Source organism: Micromonospora sp. NPDC005174 (assembly GCF_040608495.1).
Classification (GTDB): Bacteria; Actinomycetota; Actinomycetes; order Mycobacteriales; family Micromonosporaceae; genus Micromonospora.
In genome coordinates, this window is record NZ_JBEXIJ010000005.1 from 163269 (window position 1) to 182724 (window position 19456).

The 19456-nt window shown below is 69.8% G+C and carries 14 protein-coding genes; 10 read left to right on the top strand and 4 right to left on the bottom strand.

Features of this window, described 5'->3' with window-relative positions; translation table 11 throughout:
• Positions 1-10 precede the first annotated feature (10 nt).
• Positions 11-154: a hypothetical protein gene (locus ABZU91_RS08810; protein WP_355236120.1), complete on the bottom strand. Its 144-nt coding sequence runs from the start codon at positions 152-154 to the stop codon at positions 11-13.
• Between the two features lie 98 nt (positions 155-252).
• Entirely contained in the window at positions 253-3207 is a 2955-nt protein-coding gene (locus ABZU91_RS08815; protein ID WP_355236123.1) for an AAA family ATPase, read from the bottom strand.
• Between the two features lie 99 nt (positions 3208-3306).
• On the opposite strand from ABZU91_RS08815, the gene ABZU91_RS08820 reads away from it, so the two are divergent.
• Together ABZU91_RS08820 and ABZU91_RS08825 are read left to right on the top strand one after the other, a co-directional pair.
• On the top strand, positions 3307-4554 hold the full coding sequence (locus ABZU91_RS08820) for an NAD(P)/FAD-dependent oxidoreductase (protein ID WP_355236126.1): 1248 nt from the start codon (positions 3307-3309) through the stop codon (positions 4552-4554).
• Between the two features lie 8 nt (positions 4555-4562).
• Positions 4563-5075, top strand: coding sequence for a MarR family transcriptional regulator (locus ABZU91_RS08825; protein ID WP_355236129.1), 513 nt, complete (start codon positions 4563-4565; stop codon positions 5073-5075).
• Here the strand turns inward: ABZU91_RS08825 and ABZU91_RS08830 are convergent.
• On the bottom strand, positions 5051-5812 hold the full coding sequence (locus ABZU91_RS08830) for an IclR family transcriptional regulator (RefSeq protein WP_355236131.1): 762 nt from the start codon (positions 5810-5812) through the stop codon (positions 5051-5053). The genes ABZU91_RS08825 and ABZU91_RS08830 overlap by 25 nt on opposite strands.
• A 219-nt stretch (positions 5813-6031) precedes the next feature.
• On the opposite strand from ABZU91_RS08830, the gene ABZU91_RS08835 reads away from it, so the two are divergent.
• Both ABZU91_RS08835 and ABZU91_RS08840 read left to right on the top strand, forming a co-directional pair.
• On the top strand, positions 6032-7270 hold the full coding sequence (locus ABZU91_RS08835) for a fumarylacetoacetate hydrolase family protein (RefSeq protein WP_355236134.1): 1239 nt from the start codon (positions 6032-6034) through the stop codon (positions 7268-7270).
• Positions 7267-8784, top strand: coding sequence for an aldehyde dehydrogenase family protein (locus ABZU91_RS08840; RefSeq protein ID WP_355236137.1), 1518 nt, complete (start codon positions 7267-7269; stop codon positions 8782-8784). The genes ABZU91_RS08835 and ABZU91_RS08840 overlap by 4 nt, the downstream gene beginning before the upstream one ends.
• 244 nt (positions 8785-9028) lie before the next feature.
• On the opposite strand, the gene ABZU91_RS08845 is transcribed toward ABZU91_RS08840, so the two are convergent.
• Positions 9029-10552: an alpha-N-arabinofuranosidase gene (locus ABZU91_RS08845; RefSeq protein WP_355236140.1), complete on the bottom strand. Its 1524-nt coding sequence runs from the start codon at positions 10550-10552 to the stop codon at positions 9029-9031.
• Between the two features lie 507 nt (positions 10553-11059).
• Here ABZU91_RS08845 and ABZU91_RS08850 point away from each other — a divergent pair.
• From ABZU91_RS08850 to ABZU91_RS08875, 6 genes are all read left to right on the top strand, one after another.
• Complete coding sequence (locus ABZU91_RS08850; protein ID WP_355236143.1) at positions 11060-12082, top strand: LacI family DNA-binding transcriptional regulator; 1023 nt, start codon at positions 11060-11062, stop codon at positions 12080-12082.
• Between the two features lie 83 nt (positions 12083-12165).
• A complete protein-coding gene (locus ABZU91_RS08855) occupies positions 12166-14343 on the top strand; it encodes an alpha/beta hydrolase-fold protein (RefSeq protein ID WP_355236146.1) in 2178 nt (725 codons plus the stop codon).
• Positions 14344-14448: 105 nt separating this feature from the next.
• Positions 14449-15789, top strand: a complete 1341-nt coding sequence (locus ABZU91_RS08860; protein ID WP_355236149.1) for an extracellular solute-binding protein — start codon at positions 14449-14451, stop codon at positions 15787-15789.
• Between the two features lie 69 nt (positions 15790-15858).
• Complete coding sequence (locus tag ABZU91_RS08865; RefSeq protein WP_355236152.1) at positions 15859-16800, top strand: sugar ABC transporter permease; 942 nt, start codon at positions 15859-15861, stop codon at positions 16798-16800.
• Positions 16801-17685, top strand: a complete 885-nt coding sequence (locus tag ABZU91_RS08870) for a carbohydrate ABC transporter permease (RefSeq protein WP_355236155.1) — start codon at positions 16801-16803, stop codon at positions 17683-17685.
• Between the two features lie 42 nt (positions 17686-17727).
• Positions 17728-19455: an IlvD/Edd family dehydratase gene (locus ABZU91_RS08875; protein WP_355236158.1), complete on the top strand. Its 1728-nt coding sequence runs from the start codon at positions 17728-17730 to the stop codon at positions 19453-19455.
• Position 19456 lies beyond the last annotated feature (1 nt).

Genomic DNA, 19456 nt, shown 5'->3' on the forward strand with positions numbered 1-19456 from the left:
GGTCCTTCGCCTACAGGGGTTGGTAGGGGTCGTGGCTCTCGTGGTCGACGGCACCGTCGGCGTCGCGTACGTCGGAGGCGTCGCGCGGGGTGACGCGCGATTCGCCGAGCCGCTCGGGTGGCGGCTGGTGTTCGAGGGCGGAGTCGTCAGGCACGACGGGACGCTCAGGCATTCATCGCCCATGGGCTATGGATCATGGACTCATGCTGGATGAGCCGGGTGGCCTTAGCTATCCGGCGGATACGTCAAAATTCACGATGCATTGTCGAGGGATTCGTCCTCGGCGAACACGCCGGCCTCCACCGCCTTGACCGCGAGCGCGGTCCGGCTGCTCACCTTCAGCTTGCGCATCGCCGCGCGTAGCTGCTGGTCCACCGTGGCCGGCGACTTGGCCAGGATCCGGCTGATCTCCCGGTTGGTCTTGCCGGCGACGACCAGTTGGACCACGTCGAGCTCGCGGGGGGAGAGCTGGTCCCCGTACCCGCGTCGGCCGCCGCGCCACAGTCGCGGGACCTCGGCGCCGTGCTCGCGAAGCCGCTGCGCGACACGGTCCGCGTCGCCGCGGGCGCCGAGCCTGAACAGCCGCTCGTACTGTGCCGCCAGCAGCTCGCCACCCTGCTCGGTCCGGCCCTGCGCGATGATCGCCTCGGCTTGGCGCTCGCGGGCACGCATCGCGTCGTAGGGGCGCGGCAACGCGCTCCAGGCACGCGCCGCGCGGTCGTACGCCGTCGCCGCGCGGGCGTGCTCCCCGGTCGCGGCGAGCAGCAGGGCGCGACACACGGTGAGCGCGGCGCGCGGCGCGGGCGCCGTACGGCCACGCAGTCCTCTGGCGAACTGGTCGGTCAGGCGCGTCGCGGCCGTCAGGTCACCGGCGGCGAGGTACGCCTCGATCCGGGCGGGTACGAGGTCCGTCGCCCAGACCCAGACGCCCTTTCGCCGGACGGTCTCCATCGGCTCGTTCGTGATCCGCAGGGCTCGGCCGCTGTTGCCGTCCGCCAGCCACAACCTGGCCAGCGCCGCGGCGGCCTCCATCGTGTCGTCGGCCGCGCCGAGGCGGGCGGATTCCTCGAGGACGAGCCGGAACTGCTCCTCCGCGACACGCCGCCGTCCGGCTGCGGCCGCCAGGCGGGCGGCGAGGCGAATGCTTCCCAGGTAGTGTGCCGGCCGGTCCCGGTCGGCGTCGGCGAGTGCCGCGCTCGTCTCCGTGAGGCCGTCCCACCGACCGGTGAGCCACGCCAGATTGGCCTGTTCGAGTCGGACGTTGTGCTGCAACCGGGACGCCTGCTCGACCTCGGCGAGGCTCATGGCGACGTCGAGGTGTTCCTCGGCGTCGGCGTACCGCCCCCAGATCAGCGCGCCGGTGCCGACATTCGTGTGGATGCGGGCCACGTCGAGACGCTCCGCCGAGGTCGTGCCACCGACGGGCAGGTCGGCGACGACCTCCCAGGCCTCCTCCTCGCCCAGCATCAGCAACGCCGCCGCCCGGTTCCCGGCCAGGTTCAGCTTCTCGGCGGGGGAGTCGATCTGGGCGGTGAGGTCGGCGGCGCGGTCGAGCCATCGCCGATGGGTGGACGCCGGCCACGGCCCCGCGTACGCCCAGCCGAGGTAGGTCATCGCCCGAGCCGCCTCGACCGGGTCGTGGTCGAGGTTGGCGACCGCCTGCTCCAGCTCGCGGAGGGCGGCCTGCGCCTCACCCCCGGTGATGAGAAGCCGACCCAGGGGGTTGCGGATCTCGGCCTGCTGCCGGGCGGAGAGGCCGGGGGTCTCCAGCACCGAACGCAGGGTACGGATAACCCGGTGGTAGACCTGGTCGACCTGTTCTCGGCGGCCCAGTGCGGCGACTCCGGCGATGCGGGCGACCCGCGCCCGGTCCACCGGCGGCAGCACGGCCCACGACAGCAGGTCGACAAGCATGTCGGCCGCCTTGGTGTGGTCGCCCGAGGCGATGGCCAACTCGGCGCCCTGCTCGGCGTACCGCGCCCAGGACCGGGTCTCGCCGGCCTCCCGGAAGTGGTGGGCGAGGCGCGCCACGGGCGGCGGGTGCAGGTGCTCCAGGGAGCGCCCGGCCAGCAGGTGGACGTGTCTGCGGTCGGTCAGCGGGATCGACTCGTAGACGGCGGTGGCGGCCAGTACATGCCGGAAGCGCCACCTGCCGCGCTCGTCTCCGTCCAGGACACCGGCGCTGGCCGCCTCCGCGATGGCGGCCCGGCACGCGGTCGGCGACAGGCCCGCGGTCATCGCGATCGTCGCCACCGAGGACCGTTCCGCCAACGTCGCCGCGGCGCGCAACGCCTGCTGCGCCGTGGGTGACAGGCGGCTCACCCGCTCGCGGGTGGAGTCACGCACCGTCGGCGGCACCTGTAGCTCGCGCAGCTTCAGCCGGACCCACTGGCCGTCGCGGAAGACGAGGTCGGCCCGATCGCACATGAGACGGACCGACTCCTCCAGCGCCAGCGGGACGCCGCCGGTCCGTTCGTGCATGAACGTCGTGAACTCCTGCGAGATCGGGTTGCCGTCCAGCATCGAGGACACCAGCGCCGCCGTGTCGTCGGGTCGCATGGGCGCCAGGGCGATCCTCAGCTGCGTCACGCCAGCGGGCAGCCGGGACGTCAGCCGCAGCAGCAGCGATCCGTCGCCGACCTCCTCGGGCCGGTAGGAGATGACGAGGCTCGGACCGTCCGAGTGCTGTCGGGAGATGACGAACAGCAGGAACTCGAGGGTCACCTCGTCGGCCCAGTGCGCGTCCTCGAGGACGAGGACGTCGACCCCCAGCGCCCGCATCAGCTCGTCCAGGGCGCGGAACAGTCGGTGCCGGGCCGCCTTCGCGTCGTCCAGGGGTGGCAGCGCGGGCGGCAGGCTCGCGGACCATTCGGGGAACAGGGGCCGGAGCGCGCCCGCGAGCGCGGTGAGCCGCAGCCGCGACACCGGACTGTCGATCCCCCGGAACGCGTCGACGATCGGCCCCAACGTGAGCGACTCGCGCAGCGGTGGGCACACCGACACCAGGGCGGTGCGCCGGGCCGGGGCGGCGTGCCACTCGCGTAGCAGCCGGCTCTTGCCGATGCCCGCCTCGCCCTCCACCAGCACGATCGCCGGTGGCCGGGCCAGGGCGCCCCGGAGTGCCGCCAGCTCCCGGTCACGACCCACGAAGCGCGGGGTGGAGACGGTTGGTGCGGTCCCGTCGTCCTCGTTTGCGGGGTCGAGCATGCGTGATGATCTCGCTTTTCGGCGCGTGGACACAAGACCATCGCCACCGACGGTCTCGGGCGACCTTGCGGAAATCATCTTAGTCATTAAGATAATCGCATGGGCATATCGACAGACTTCTCGGTGGCAATCGCCGGCGGCGGCCTCTCCGGCCTCTGCCTCGCCCAGTACCTGATGCGCGCCGGCATCGAGGTGCACGTCTACGAGCGGGACCCGGGCCCCTTCGTCCGGCGACAGGGCTACCGGATCATCCTCGACCGGTACGGGCTGGAGGCGCTGCGCGAGAGCCTGCCCCGCCAGCTGTACAACCTGGCGCTGGCCACGGGCGACGAGCCCGGCGGGCACCTCCGCTTCACCGACAGTCGACTGCGGGACGCGTTCACCATCACCTTCAAGGACGAGCCGTACGCGACCCGCCAGGTCGACCGGCTGACCCTGCGGTCGATCCTGCAGTCCGGGCTGAACGGACGCATCCACTACGGCAAGGAGGCCGTCGCGGTGGACAGCGGCGGCCCGGCAGGGCTACGGCTGCGGTTCTCCGACGGCGGGGCCGTGGCGGCGACGGTCGTCGTGGGCGCGGACGGCGTCGGCTCGGCGTTGCGCGCGCAGCTCATGCCGGACGCGCACCCGGCGAGCGCTGCACTGGCGGGCATCTACGGCCGGTCGCCCCTGCGCCGCAACGGCGAGAGCATGATCCCGGACGCGCTGCGCAGCAGCGGTGTCCTGGCCATCGGCGACCGGCCAGGTCGCGCCTTCTTCTTCACCTCGATGCGGTTCGGCGAGAGCCCACGGGAGGCGTTCGCGCGTCTGGCACCGGGCAACTACGCGCCCACCGGCGACGACTACGTCATGTGGGGACTGCTGCTTCGCCAGGAGGAGGTGCCCATCGGTGTCCGCGGGGACCTGTTGGCGCTGTGGAGACTGGCCGCCGGTATGACAACGGACTTCCACCCGCTCATCCGGCGGCTGGTCGCCACGGCCGAACTGGACGCCACGGTGCTCAATCTCTTCGCCACGGGCCGACGACCGCGTCGCTGGGCGGTGCCCCGGGCGACGATGATGGGCGACGCCGTGCACGTCATGCCGCCGTTCGGCGCGCACGGCGGCAACACCGCGCTGCGCGACGCCGCCCTGCTCGGCCGCAAGCTGGTCGAGGCCCGCGCGAGCGGCAGGGGAGTGGAGGAGGCGATCGCCGCCTACCAGGAGGAGATGGTTCCGTACGCCTTCCGTGCCGTCGACACCGCCGGTCGGCTGATGCGCCGCCTCACCGGGGGCGCGGCCGCACCCCACTGGGTGCTGACCCGCGTGTTACCTCGGCTGCACCGGGTCACCGTGCCGGAGGCATGATTGCGGGCATGTCCCACGTGCCGGCCAGGGCGTCCGCGATCGCCGACCTCATGCGCGCCGGCCGGGAGATGTCGCGGCTGTCCATGGTGTTCCGGTACGCCATCGCGGAGCAGTTGGGCCTCACCGTGAGCGACCTGGAGTGCCTGGACTTCCTGGCGGACGTCGGGTCCGCCACGGCGGGGCAGGTCGCCGAGCGGACCAACCTCACCACCGGTGCGGTGACCAGCATGCTGCGCCGGCTCCAGCAGGCGGGCTACGTGACGGCCGAGCGCGATCCGGCGGACCGGCGGCGGGTGATCGTCGCCCTGCGACCGGACCGGGTCGCCGAGCTGACGCGGCCGTACGAGCGGTTCGCCGGGCGCGTCGGGCGGCTCGTCGAGGGCTACCGTGCCGAGGAGGTCGAGCTGCTGGTCCGGCACTACGACCGCATGCACGCGCTGTACCTCGCCGAGCTGGACCGCTTCCGCGACGGCGACACCGCGCAACGGGAGCGCGGTCAGGTCGCGGAGGGCCGCGGGTAGCCGAGTTCGTACGAGATCTGGCTGGCGGTGTCCAGGAGGAGTGGCAGGTTGCCCTTCAACTCGTCGAGGCTCGCGATGACCTCGATCGCCGTGATCGAGACGGCGGCGATGACCTGCCCCCGCGAGTCCCTGATGGGTGCGGCCACGCACATCACGTACGCGTCGTGCTCGCCGTCGTCCACGGCCCAACCACGATCGTGGATGCGGACGAGTTCGGCATCGAGCGCCTCACGGTCGGCGAAGGTCGTGTCGGTGAACCTCTCGAAGACGACGGGGGAGAGCAGCCGCTCACGATCGTCCCGGGGCAGGTACGCCAGGATGGTCTTCCCGACGGCGCTCGCGTAGATCGACACCGCGCGCCCGACCCGCGAGGGCAGCTTGACGGCGTCGAACGCCGGGCTGTCCACCTTGTCGATGTAGATGATCTCGTCACCGGTCAGCTGTGCCAGGTGCACGGTGTGGCCGGTCTCGCGTTGCAGCGCACGCAGGTGCGCGGCGGCGGGCTGGCGCAGGTCCATCGAGCCGAGCGCGAGTTCGGACAGCTCGATCAGTCCGCTGCCGAGCACGTAGGTGCCCGCGCCGGTACGACGGACGAAGCGCGCGGATTCCAGTGTGTGCAGAATCCGCAGGGCCGTCGACTTGTGGACCCCGAGCACGTCCGCGGCCTCCGTCAGGGACAGCGGATGCTCGGCCGATCGACGGATGAGGTCGATCGCGCGGCGAATCGATTGCGCCACGGCTCTGTCTCCCCTCGCGCGACGCGCGGCTACGCCGCTGTCGTTGCATCATGTGCAATGTAGTTGACGCAATGCGCAATCGCCACTTGACAACGTTGCACATGTCGCTACGATCGTTGCAATTTATGAACTTGACTCCAACTCGTAATGGTGGAGCGACGATGGGTAAGCAGCGCGCTCGTATCGGCTTCGCCAGGGCGACGAATGACGGCGACCACCATGCCCTCGCGTCCTGAGATCGCCCACGAGCGGCTGACGCCGACCACCGACGGCGAATCTCCGCGCGCCGACTGGGTCGGTACCGCCGCCGAGGCCCTACCGGACGACGTGGACAGTGTCCTGGTCGGCCGGATCTGGGATCCGTCCGTCGACGGCCCGACGCCCGTCGCCGTGCGCGACGGTGTGGTCATCGACCTGAGCCATCGGTTCGCGACCGTCCGGGACATCTGCGAACTGCCCGACCCCGCCGCGACCGTGGCCGGGCTCGACGGGGCGCGGGTCGGCGACTTCGGCGAGATCCTGGCCAACACGGTGGCCGCGACCCGAGACGGTGGCAGACCCTGGCTGCTCGCCCCGGTCGACCTCCAGGCGCTCAAGGCCGCCGGCGTGACCTTCCCCATCTCGATGATCGAACGGGTCATCGAGGAGCGGGCACGGGGGGACCTGGCTCTCGCGGCGGACATCCGGCAACGGATGTTCGCCGACATCGGTGTCGACCTGCACAACCTGAAGCCGGGCTCGGGCGAGGCGGACCGGCTCAAGAGCATGCTGGTCGCCGAGGGCATGTGGAGCCAGTACCTGGAGGTGGGGATCGGCCCGGACGCCGAGATCTTCACCAAGGGGCAGATTCTCTCCGCCGTCGGCACCGCCGTCGACGTCGGTGTGCTCGCCGCGTCGACCTGGAACAACCCGGAACCCGAGATCACGCTCATCGTCCAGTCCAGCGGCCGGATCGTCGGCGCCACCCTCGGCAACGACGTCAACCTGCGCGACATCGAGGGCCGCTCGGCGCTCCTGCTTCCCCTGGCGAAGGACAACAACGCGTCCTGCGCCCTCGGCCCGCTGATCCGGCTCTTCGACGACCGGTTCGGCATGGAGCGGGTCCGCGAGCTCGAGGTGCGTCTGGAGGTCTGCGGGGCGGACGGCTTCCGGCTGGAGGCGGTCTCGCAGATGACGCAGATGTCGCGCGACCCGGAGGACCTGGTGCGGCAGTTGATCGGCCCGCACCACCACTATCCGGACGGCGCCGCGCTGATGCTCGGCACCATGTTCGCGCCGGTCCAGGACCGGGGCCGCCCCGGCGAGGGCTTCACCCACAAGGTCGACGACGTGGTACGGATCAGCTGCCCGGCCCTCGGCACCCTGGTCAACCGGGTGCGGCACGCCCAGGAGTGCGAACCCTGGCACTTCGGCGTCCGCGATCTGATGGGCAATCTGGCAAGGAGAGGACTGCTGTGAACGTGGTCAGCACCGTCGATCCGCGCGACGGCCGGCGTCGCGCGACGGATCTCAGCGAGACCGACGAGTCCCGCCTGGACGAGGTCGCCGGCCAGGCGTCCCGGGCGACGCGCTGGTTGGCCGGTCTGGGGAGGATCGGCAGGGCGGAGCTGATGGACGCCATCGCCGCGTCCCTGGAATCCCGTCGGAAGGACCTGGTCGCGGCCGCCGAGGCGGAGACCGGGTTGGCCAACGCACGACTGGACTCCGAGCTCACCCGGGCCGCGGTCCAGTTCCGGATGTTCGGCGACGTGCTGCGCGACGGCGCGTACGTCGAAGCGGCCATCGACCACGCCGCCGACACCCCACTCGGACCCGGTCCGGACGTGCGGCGGATGCTCGTACCCCTCGGACCGGTCGCCGTCTTCGGCGCCAGCAATTTTCCGTTCGCCTTCTCGGTCGCCGGCGGTGACACAGCCGCCGCCCTCGCCGCCGGCTGTCCCACGGTCCTGAAGGCCCACCCGTCCCACCCGCTGACGTCGCACGCGTCCGCCGCCGCGATCTCCTCGGCCGTCCGCGACCTGGGCGGACCCGAGGGTGTCATCGCGGCCGTGTACGGGGAACAGGCCGGCCGCTCGCTGGTGCGGCACCCCGCGATCCGTGCGGCTGCCCTCACGGGCTCGGTCAACGCCGCCCGCGCCATCCAGACGGCCATCGACGAACGACCCGATCCCATCCCCCTGTACGCCGAACTGAGCAGCGTGAACCCGATCGTCGTCCTGCCCGGTGCGACCGTCGACCGGGCCGAGGAGATCGCCGAGGGCCTGTTCGCCTCCTTCACGGCCTCCGGCGGTCAGCTCTGCACCAAGCCCGGCCTGGCGTTCGTCCCGGCTGGTAAGGGTGGTGACCTGCTGGTGGACACCCTGCGGCGGAGTGTCGCCAGCTCGGGCGGCGCGATCCTGCTCAACGAGCGCATCCGGGACGCGTTCGAGAGCCGGGCCACGGGGTTCGAGCGGGCCGGTGCCCGGGTCTCGGCGCAGGCCCAGGTCGACCCCGGGGCGGGCTTCGCTGTCGCGCCGAGGCTCCTGGAGGTCGACCTGTCGGGCCTGACCCCCGAGATCGCCGACGAGTGCTTCGGTCCGCTCATGGTCGTGGTCCGGTACGACGACGCCGCCGAACTGGACACCGCGCTGGACGCCGTCCCGCCGTCGCTGACCGGTTCCGTCCACCGGGGCGTCCAGGACGACGTCGACGTCGTACGCCGGCTGGTCGACGTGCTCTCCGCCCGCGCGGGGCGCATCGTCTTCGACGGCTATCCCACCGGTGTCCGGGTGTCGTGGGCCCAGCACCACGGTGGACCCTGGCCGTCGACGAACGCCGTGCACACGTCGGTGGGCGCCACGTCCATCCGGCGGTTCCTCCGGCCGTTGGCATGGCAGGACGCCCCGGCCTGGGTCCTACCCGAGGAGTTGCGCGACGAGTATTCCGCCATTGCGCGACGGGTCGACGGGAGGTTGACGCCAGCGGTCGAATAATTGCGTCCACGGGTCACTCGGGAGCGTTTCTCCGTCACCTGCGGGTGACGCGCGGATTCCTTTGCGGAACGAACCCGAGCGGATAGTTCGCGCCAGTTGTGCAGGCGCTCCCAGTGCCATTATCAGACGCGATAATTCGGTCCTGGTCTGACCGTCGACGCGATTCTCCGTACTTCCTGTGGTGGGGAAAGGCCCCGGCCGCGCACCCCCTGGTGTAGCGGGGGGCGCGCGGCCGGGGTTGGTCTTACGGGGTCGCGTCGGTGGTGCGCAGCCGCAGCATGGTCCACGACGCGGGCGGAAGGGTCAGCCGGACGCTGCCGCCGCCCGCCTGGGCCGTGTCGTTGGGACGCGGCTCGGCGTGGTCGGGACCGCCCGCGGTGTTCTTGGCACCGAGGTCGGCGCCCCCGACGGTGACGCATTCGATGATGCCGCCCACCTGGACGCCGGCGAGGTCGACGGTCACCTCGGCCGGGGTGTCGACGACCCGGTTGACGAGGAACACGGTCAGCTCCGCGGTGCTGTCGTCCCAGGTGGAGACCGCGTCGACCGCGTCGATGACGCCGTAGCGGTCGGTGGTCGTGGTGCTGCCGTCACGCAGCACGTCGAGGACGACGCCCTGGGCGTGCCGGGCCGTCCGGGCGAAGGGGTGGAAGATGGTCTGCCGCCAGGCCGAACCCCCCGGTTCGGTCATGATCGGCGCGATGACGTTGACCAGTTGGGCCTGGCACGCCGCGGTCACCCGGTCGCTGTGCCGCAGCAGGCTGATGAGCAGGCCACCGACGACGACGGCGTCGGCCACGCTGTAGTGGTCCTCCAGCAGAGGCGGCGCGACCGGCCAGTCCTCGCCGCTCGGCGGCGTGGACGGCGCCGCGGACTGGTACCAGACGTTCCACTCGTCGAACGCGATCATGATTTTCTTGCTCGACCGGCGGATCGCACCGACCGAGTCGGCGATGGCGGTGACGGCGTCGATGTACCTGTCCATGTCCTCGGCCGAGGCGAGGAAGCTGGGCAGGTCGTCGTCGACCGGCTGGTAGTAGGCGTGCAGTGAGATCAGGTCGACGTCGTCGTACGCCTCGGTCAGCACGTCGCGCTCCCAGCTCCCGAAGGTCGGCATGCCGAGGTGGGACGAACCGCAGGCGACGAGTTCGAGGTCCGGGTCGAAGCGGCGCATCGCCTTCGCGGTCTGCGCGGCGAGCCGGCCGTACTCGGTCGCGCTCCGCTGGCCCACCTGCCACGGGCCGTCCATCTCGTTGCCCAGGCACCACAGTGTGATCCCGTACGGGTCGACGGCGCCGTTGTCGCGACGCTTGTCGGCGAGGTGGCTGCCGCCGCGGTGATTGGCGTACTCCAGCAGGTCGACGGCCTCGGCGGTGCCACGGGTGCCGAGGTTGACCGCCATGATCGGGTCGACGCCCGCCTTACCGACCCAGCGCATGAACTCGTCCAGCCCGAACGCGTTGGTCTCCAGGCTGTGCCAGGCGAGGTCGAGCCGGGCCGGTCGTCGGTCGACCGGACCGACGCCGTCCTCCCAGCGATAGGAGGAGACGAAGTTGCCGCCCGGGTAGCGGACGGTGGTGATGCCCAGCTCCCGGACGAGCGCGAGGACGTCGCCCCGGAAGCCGTCCGCGTCGGCTGTCGGGTGGCCGGGCTCGTAGATCCCGGTGTAGACACAGCGGCCCAGGTGCTCCACGAACGAGCCGAAGAGCCGGCGCGGCACCGGTGCGACGCGTCGACGTGGGTCCAGGAGCAGGCGCGCGGTGTTCACGACTGCCCTCCAGGCCGGCTCGGACGGGGCCGGACGGGCGAGGCGGCGCGGTGGGGGAGTGGGTGCGGCGCTGGGGCGGGGTGGGTGTTCAGGGCGGGCTCCCTTCGTGCGAGGCCACCGACGTCGAGATCCGCGTCGCGGTGCCGGGGGCCGAGGGGTGGTGGGTCGGTGTGACCTCTGGACATCGCCATGATCATCGATTACGTTCCCGATCTATGTAAACGTTACCGATCATGCTCGCGTGAGGGAACACCCGTCGCGGAATGGTGCCTGACGGAGAGTGTCGTTCCGTTGTCAGCGGGTGGATCGATCGCGCGAAATAGCGATCCGGTGGCTTTCTCGGTGTCGCCGCGAGAGGTGGGAAGTTCACGCTGTGAACATCCCGTTAGGACCCCGCGCGCGGAACGCTGGTGAGGCGAAAGGCTCTTGTGTTCGTAATCGTGGTCCGTTACGTTGGCAACATCCTGGAAACGTAACCGATAACGATTGCAGTCCAGAGAGAGCGGCATGATCGAAGCCAATGCGCCGGTAACGATGAGTGATGTCGCCCGGATCGCCGGCGTCTCCACCGCCACCGTCTCCCGTGTCGTCAACGGGCACTACGGCGTCAGCGCCCGCACGATCGCCCAGGTCCGCACCGCGATCCAGGAACTCGGCTACGAGTCGAGCCTGGTGGCGTCGAGCCTGCGACGCAGCCGCACCAACGTTCTAGGCCTCGTGGCGCACAGCTTCCAGTCGTACACGGCGGAGGTGCTCAAGGGCGTCATGAAGGCGCTCAGTCGCTCCGGCTTCGACCTCATCATCTACGCCAACAGTGACCTCTACGGGTCCTACTCGGAGGGCTGGGAACAGCGGCACCTGACGCGCCTGTCGGGCACCCTCACCGACGGGTGCATCGTCGTCACGCCCTGGGGTGAGATGCGCAGCCGTACCCCGGTCGTGGCCATCGACCCGGTGCGAGGGTCGACGGGGCCCTCCGTCATGGCCGACAATCTCGCCGGTGCCACCACGGCTGTGGCGCACCTGCTCGACCTGGGTCATCGACGCATCGGGTTCATCGCCGGGCGCGACAGTCTAGCCTCGGCGTGGTCCCGGGAGGAGGGCTACCGGGCGGCGTTGGACGGTGCCGGCGTGCCTGTCGACCCGACGTTGATCGGCAGGGGGGACTTCAACCCCGAGTCGGCGGTGCCGTTGGCGCGTGCCCTGCTGCAACGGCCGGACCGGCCGTCGGCGATCTTCGCGGCGAGCGACGGGATGGCCCTCAAGGTGCTGGAGGTCGCCCGGGAGTTGGGACTCGCCGTCCCCGGTGACCTGTCCGTCGTCGGCTTCGACAACATCCCCGAGTCGGCGTCGACCGAGCCGGGTCTGACCACCGTGGACCAGTCGATGTACCAGCTCGGGTACGAAGCCGCGCGGATGCTCAAGTCGCTGGTGACCGGCGAGTGGGACGAGCCGAACCAGATAGTGCTCCCGACCAGTCTCGTGGTGCGCGGCTCGACCGCGGCACCGACGAGCGACCAGAGGAGGTGAGCGCAACCGCACGGCGAGATCCACCGATGGGTTGAGCTGGCCAGCGGGTCGCATCCGCTGCCGGCACAGGAAAGGAGTGGAGCGTGACAACCGAACATTATCACGGGCGCTTACGCCGTCTGGGCGTACGCCGGCTCTCGGCGGCGTTCACCGCCGGAGTCATCGCCATGGCGGCGGCCCTGCTCACACCGCAACCGGCAGCGGCGGCGGACACGCCGTGGCTGGAGGTCTCCCCGGACCGGTACGCGTCGTTCACCGTCCCGGCCGCGTACGTCCAGGAGCACCTGGGCGAGGTCTCGCAGGTCGTCGTCGAGGGAAACTTCGGGCCGTCCGCCTCCTGGGCGGAGTTCGGCCTGACGCGCCGGGGTGACGTGTGGTCCGGTGTGCTCGGCGCGTTGACGCCGGGGTTGTACCGCTACCAGGTGACCGCCGACGACACCAAGACCATCAAGGACCCGACGAACAGCACGAGCGTGGCGTCGAACCCGCTCCTGAGCACCTTCCTGGTGGCGGGCGACTCGGCGCGCTGGCTGGCCGACGCGCCCGCCGGCACCGGCGGCACGGTCGGGACGTTGACGTACCGGGTCCGCGGCGAGCAGCGCTCGGCCCTGGTCTGGACACCACCCGGGTACGCGGCCAAGAAGCCGAAGGGCTACCCGACGCTCTTCCTGGAGTCGGGTGCCGGTGCGGCCGCCACCGACTGGCTCGACCTCGGCCGCACGAAGCAGATCCTCGACAACCTCTCGGCGGCCGGCGTCATGCAGCCGATGGTCGTGGTGATCGCCGACAGCGCGGACGACCGGGAGCTGAAGGATCTCCGCAAGGCGGTCGCCGCCAACTACCGGGTCCTTCGCGATCCGGCGCACCAGGCCATCGCCGGCGTCACCGACGGCGCGGCGCGGGCCGTACGGGCGGCGTTCGCGAGGCCGGGCCAGTTCGGCTATGTCGGCTGGTTCTCGGGCACGTCGACTCCGACGATCGACCGCAAGGACGCCAAGGCGGTCAACCACGGCCTGAAGCTGCTGCGGCTCTACACCGGCAACGTCACCGACCCGGCCTACAACACGACCTACCGGCTGACGAAGGCGCTGGACCGGGCCGACGTCCGGTTCGAGTTCGACGGGGTCGACCCCGACGGCGGGGGAACCTGGACCACCTGGCAGGAGAACCTCGTCGACTTCGTGCCACGGCTGTTCCGGCACGTGTCGGACCACGGGCCGAGCCCGGGCCACGGTCGGTTCACGGGCGAGTTCACGCCTCCGCCGGCCGGCACCACCCCGACGCCGTTCGTCACCGAGGACGGGTTCGTCACCTTCGAGACCACCACCGACTTCGCGGACGCCCAGCACGTCACGGTGTGGGCCAACATCGCGCCGGGCGGCAGTTGGCTGCGCGTGCCGCTGACGCGTGACGGCGGCCGGTGGCGGGCGACCGTCGGGCCGCTGAAGCCCTGGTTCTACTACTACCGGCTGATCGTCGACCGGGTGCCGTTCAAGGACACCTCGAATCCGACGAAGGTCACCACGGAACCGATGTGGAGCACGTTCCTCGTCCCGGGCCCGGAGGCTCGACTGCTGACGGACGTGCCCGCCGGCCAGGGCGGAAAGGTCGAGAGCATGACCTATGCCAGCACGGTGGCGGGCCAGGACCGCACCGCGCTGGTGTGGACTCCACCCGGGTACGACCCTGGTCGGGCGCAGCCGTATCCCGTCCTGTACCTCCAACACGGAGGCGGCCAGAACTACACGGACTGGGTCGAGATGGGCCGGGCCAGGCAGATCCTCGACCACCAGTTCCTCGACGGTGACCTCACGCCGATGGTGGTCGTGATGGGCAACGGCAACTCGTCGAACTTCAACCGGGAACTGTTGGAGAACATCGTGCCGACGGCCCGATCCCGCTACCACATCTCCAGCGACCCGTCCCAGCAGGCCATCGCCGGCCTGTCGATGGGCGGCGGGCAGGCGCTCGGCATCCTGCGCGCCTACCCGGGCCAGTTCGCCTACGTGGCGGCGTTCTCCGCCGGGTTCGGCAGCGGCACCGGCGTCGACGTCGAGGCGATCAACAACGGCACCACGATGCTGCGCCTGTACGTCGGCGACCGCACCGACTTCGTGTACCCGAGCTTCATGGCATCGCTGACCACGTTGGACACCCTCGGTATCCGCTACGAGTTCGACGGGGTCACCCCCGGACCGCACGGCTGGGACGTGTGGCAGAAGAACCTCATCGACCTGGCGCCGCGTCTGTTCAAGCGCTAGGAGCCGTCCCCGGCGACGCCACCGGGAGCAGGAGAGCCTGCCCCGGTGGCGCCCGGCCAGCGCATGGATGTCTGTGCACCGCCACCCCCGAAGGGAACCATCTCAATGAAGAGAAGACGCAAGCTCGCCACGGTGGCCCTGCTCGCGGCAGTGAGCGGCCTGGTCGCCTGCTCCTCGGACGACGGCGGCAGCGACGCGAGCAACTGCACGAACACCATCACCAAGCAGAACGTGCCGGTCGTGACGATGTGGGGCTGGTACCCCAACACCCAGCTCGTCGTCGACAACTTCAACAAGCTGCACGACGACGTGCAGGTCTGCTGGACCAACGTCGGGCAGGGCGGTGACGAGTACGACAAGTTCCAGACGGCCATCTCGGCGGGCACCGGCGCACCCGACGTGATCATGGTGGAGGCGGACCGGATTCCGACCTTCCAGATCCAGGGCGCGCTCGTCGACATCAAGCAGTACGGCTACGACGCGGTCAAGGCCAACTACGGCGAGGGCGCCTGGAAGGACGTGTCGGTCGGCGACGCGGTCTACGGCGTCCCGGTCGACGGCGGCCCGATGGGCATGATCTACCGCAAGGACATCTTCGACAAGTACAAGATCACGCCGCCGAAGACCTGGGCCGAGTACGAGCAGGCCGCGCAGAAGGTGAAGGACGCCGGTGGTCCGCTGTTCGGGGATCTCGGCGCGAACGTCCCGGCGGTCCTGATGGCGCTGCAGATCCAGAAGGGCGCCGCGCCCTTCACCTTCGATCCGGCGCAGCCGAAGTCGATCGGCGTGCAGCTCAACGACCAGGCGTCCAAGGACGTGCTGGACTACTGGGGCGGCCTCGCCAAGAAGGGCCTGGTGGGTACGCAGGACCAGTTCACCCCGGAGTACATCTCCGGTGTGATCAACGGGAACTACGCGACGTACATCTCGGCGGCGTGGGCTCCGGGCTACCTCACCGGCGCTGGCGTCGGCAAGGGGCAGGACACCGGCAAGTTCGCGGTGGCGCCACTGCCGCAGTGGGATCCGGCCAACCCGGTGCAGGTGAACTGGGGTGGGTCGGCCTTCTCGGTGACCAAGCAGGCGAAGAAGCCGGAGCTGGCGGCGAAGGTCGCGTACGGGCTCTACGCCGACAAGGAGTCACTCACCGACGGCTGGACCAACCAGATCATCTTCCCGTTGAACCTCACGGCGCTCAAGGACCCCGCGTTCGTCGACCTGAAGGTGGCGTTCTTCGACGGCCAGCAGGCCAACAAGGAGGTCTACCTTCCCGCCGCCGAGGCGTACAAGGGTGTCGCCTACGCGCCCTTCGGTCAGTACTACCTGGACGCCATGACGAAGCAGATCAGCGAGGTCATCAAGGGTTCCGTCACCGGCTCACAGGCCGCCGACAAGCTCCAGGACGACGTGGCGAAGTACGCCAAGGAGCAGGGCTTCACCGTCCAGTGACCGCTTCGGGTGGGCCGGCCCTGGCCGGCCCACCCTCCACCCCGCAGCGTCCACGTCCCGGAGACCGAGATGACAACCCTGACCGAGAAGCGCACACCGCGCAGTCAGCACGAGAAGCCCAAGATCCGTGGCAAGGTGCACCTCCGCGAACACCTGATGGGGTGGCTCTTCGTCGGGCCCTTCGCGATCGTCTTCCTGGCGTTCCTCATCGCGCCGCTGGCGTACGCGCTGTACCTCAGTCTGTTTCAGAAGAAGCTGATCGGTGGCACCAGCTTCGTCCTCTTCGACAACTACGTGAAGGCGTTCACCGACCCGAGTTTCCTGTCGGGTGCGTGGTTCGTCCTTCGCTTCTCGCTCGTCTCGATCCCGCTGCAGATCGTCCTCGCGCTCGCGCTGGCCCTCATCCTGGACGCGGTGACCACGCTGTTCGCCCGCTTCTCCCGCCTCATGATCTTTCTTCCGTACGCGATCCCGACAGTCATCGGGGCGGTGATGTGGGGGTTCCTCTACAGCAAGGGTTTCGGCCCGCTCACCGACATCTTCGGGCTCTTCGGCGCCAGCGCACCCGACTTCCTGGGCAGCGACCTGATCTTCTACGGCCTGCTCAACGTCGTCACCTGGCAGTGGGCCGGCTACTACATGATCATCCTGTACGCGGCGTTGCAGGGAGTCGACCCGACGCTCTACGAGGCAGCCCGGATGGACGGTGCCGGGCGGTGGCAGATCGCGACGCGGATCAAGATTCCGCTGATCGCGCCGGCGTTGATCCTGATCCTGGTCTTCTCGCTCATCGGCACCCTGCAGTTCTTCAACGAACCGCAGATCCTGCGCTACCTCGCCGCAGGCACCATCGGGACCGACTTCACCCCCAACATGTACGCGTACCAGCAGGCGTTCTCACTCGCCAACTTCAACTACGGGTCGGCGATCTCCTTCGCCCTCGGCGGCATCGTCTTCATCTGCGTGTACGCCTTCCTGTTCTTCACCCGCAAGCGGAGGAGCTTCCTGTAGATGACCGACCACACAAGCGTCCGCGCAGGCGCTCGCCGGCCGCAGCGCTACCTCCCTCTGCAGATCCTCCTCGGCTTCCTGGTGATCTACTTCCTCGTACCGTTCTGGTGGGTCATCGTCAACAGCTCCAAGGACGCGCCGGGCCTCTTCGGTGGCGGCAACACCCTCTGGTTCACCGACCAGGTCGACTACCTCGGTAACCTCCGGCAGCTCTTCACCTACGACGGTGGCATCTACCTGCGGTGGATCCTCAACTCCACGCTGTACGCCATCGCCGGCGGCGTCGGCGCCACGGTCCTGGCGGTGATGGCCGGCTATGGGTTCGCCAAGTACCGGTTCGCGGCGCGGCGCTTCAGCTTCGCCGTCGTGCTCGGCGCGCTGATGGTGCCGGCCACCGCCCTGGTCATCCCGACCTTCATCATGTTCTCCCGGTTGGGCCTGACGAACACCGTCTGGGCAGTCATCCTTCCGTCGCTGCTCAACCCGTTCGGCGTCTACCTGATGCACGTGTACGCGCGCGACGCGGTGCCGGACGAGCTGCTGGACGCGGCGCGGGTCGACGGCGCGGGGGAGATCCGCACCTTCCTTCAGATCGCGCTTCCCTTGATGCGGCCCGCGGTGGTCACCGTGCTGCTGCTGTCGGCCGTGGCGTCCTGGAACAACTACTTCCTGCCCCTGGCCATGCTCTCGGACAACCGACTCTTCCCGGTGACCGTGGGCCTTGGTCTCTGGCAGGGCATCGCGTCGGCGAACAACTCGGGAGGCACCTCGCTGTGGAGCCTCATCATCCTGGGTTCGCTCGTGTCCGTGATCCCACTGGTCATCGCGTTCTTCAGCCTCCAACGACACTGGCGCGGCGGACTGTCCGTCGGAGGCCTTCGCTAGGTCGCGCCGCGCGATCTCCCGGAATGACAGAGAGGTGTGCTGATGTCGACGACAGATGGACCGCTGCGCAGCGGGCAGTGGTTCGGCGCGGAGGGCCGTAACGGGTTCATCCATCGGTCCTGGATGCGCAACCAGGGTTTCGCGGACGACGTCTTCGACGGTCGCCCGGTCATCGGCATCGCCACCACCTGGTCGGAGCTGACACCCTGCAACGCCCACCTGCGTGACCTGGCCGAATCGGTGAAGCGGGGCGTGTGGGAGAGCGGCGGCCTACCGCTGGAGTTCCCGGCCATGAGCCTGGGCGAGCCGCTCATGCGTCCCACCACCATGCTCTACCGCAACCTGCTCGCGATGGAGTTGGAGGAATCGGTCCGCGCCAACCCCCTCGACGGCGTGGTCCTGCTCTCCGGCTGTGACAAGACCACTCCCGGCCTGCTGATGGGTGCGGCGAGCGTCGACCTGCCGACGCTGATGCTGACCGGCGGCCCGATGCTCAACGGCAAGTTCCGCGGCCAGGACATCGGCTCGGGGACTGTCGTCTGGCGCTTCACGGAGGAGATGCGGGCCGGCCGGATGACCGCCGCCGACTGCGCCGAGGCAGAGGTCGGCATGTCCCGCAGCCGGGGCCACTGCATGACCATGGGGACCGCCTCCACCATGGCCTGCGTGACCGAGGCGCTCGGCGTGCAGCTACCGGGGGCCGCCGCCGTGCCCGCCGTCGACTCCCGGCGGTACGCCCTCGCGCAGGCCGCTGGACGTCGGATCGTCGCCATGGTGGGTGCGGACCAGCGACTGTCGTCGGTGCTCACCCGCGAGGCGTTCGAGAACGCGATCCGGGTCAACGCCGCGATCGGCGGTTCCACCAACGCCGTCGTACACCTGCTCGCCATCGCCGGACGCCTTGGTGTGCCCCTGTCGTTGGAGGACTTCGACACCCTCACCGCGGAGGTGCCCCTGCTCGTCAACCTCATGCCTTCCGGGGCGTACCTGATGGAGGACTTCGCGTACGCGGGTGGCCTTCCGGTGGTGATGAAGGAGCTCGCCCCGCTGCTGCACACCGACCACATCACGGTCAGTGGCAGGAGCGTGGCGGAGAACGTCGACGGCGCCCAGTGCTGGAACCGGGAGGTCATCGCCACCCTGGAGGAGCCGTTCCAGGCCGCCGGCTCGGGCACCGTGGTGCTGCGCGGGTCGCTCGCGCCGTCCGGGGCGGTGCTGAAGGTCTCCGCCGCATCCCCTCACCTCCTCTCGCACACCGGTCCGGCGCTCGTGTTCGACCGGATCGAGGAGTACGTCGTCGCCGCCGACGATCCGGACCTCGACGTCACCCCCGACACGGTGATCGTCGTCCGCAACGCCGGCCCGCGCGGCTACCCCGGCTTCCCGGAGGTGGGCAACGTGCCGATGCCCCGCCGGCTGCTCGCCGCCGGCATCACGGACATGGTGCGGATCTCGGACGCCCGCATGAGCGGCACCGGCTACGGCACGTGCGTCCTGCACGTGGCACCGGAGGCGTCCGTGGGCGGCCCTCTCGCGCTGGTGCGCACCGGCGACCAGATCCAGGTCGACGTCGCCACGCGCCGCCTGGAACTCCTGGTCGACGAGGCGGAACTCGCCGAGCGCCGGTCCGCCTGGAAGTCACCGCCGCCGGTGGCCGACCGTGGTTGGGTACGGCTGTACAGCGAGCACGTTCTCCAGGCCGACAGCGGAGCCGATCTCGACTTCCTCGTCGGTGGTAGCGGCAGCGCGGTGCCCCGCCACTCACACTGAC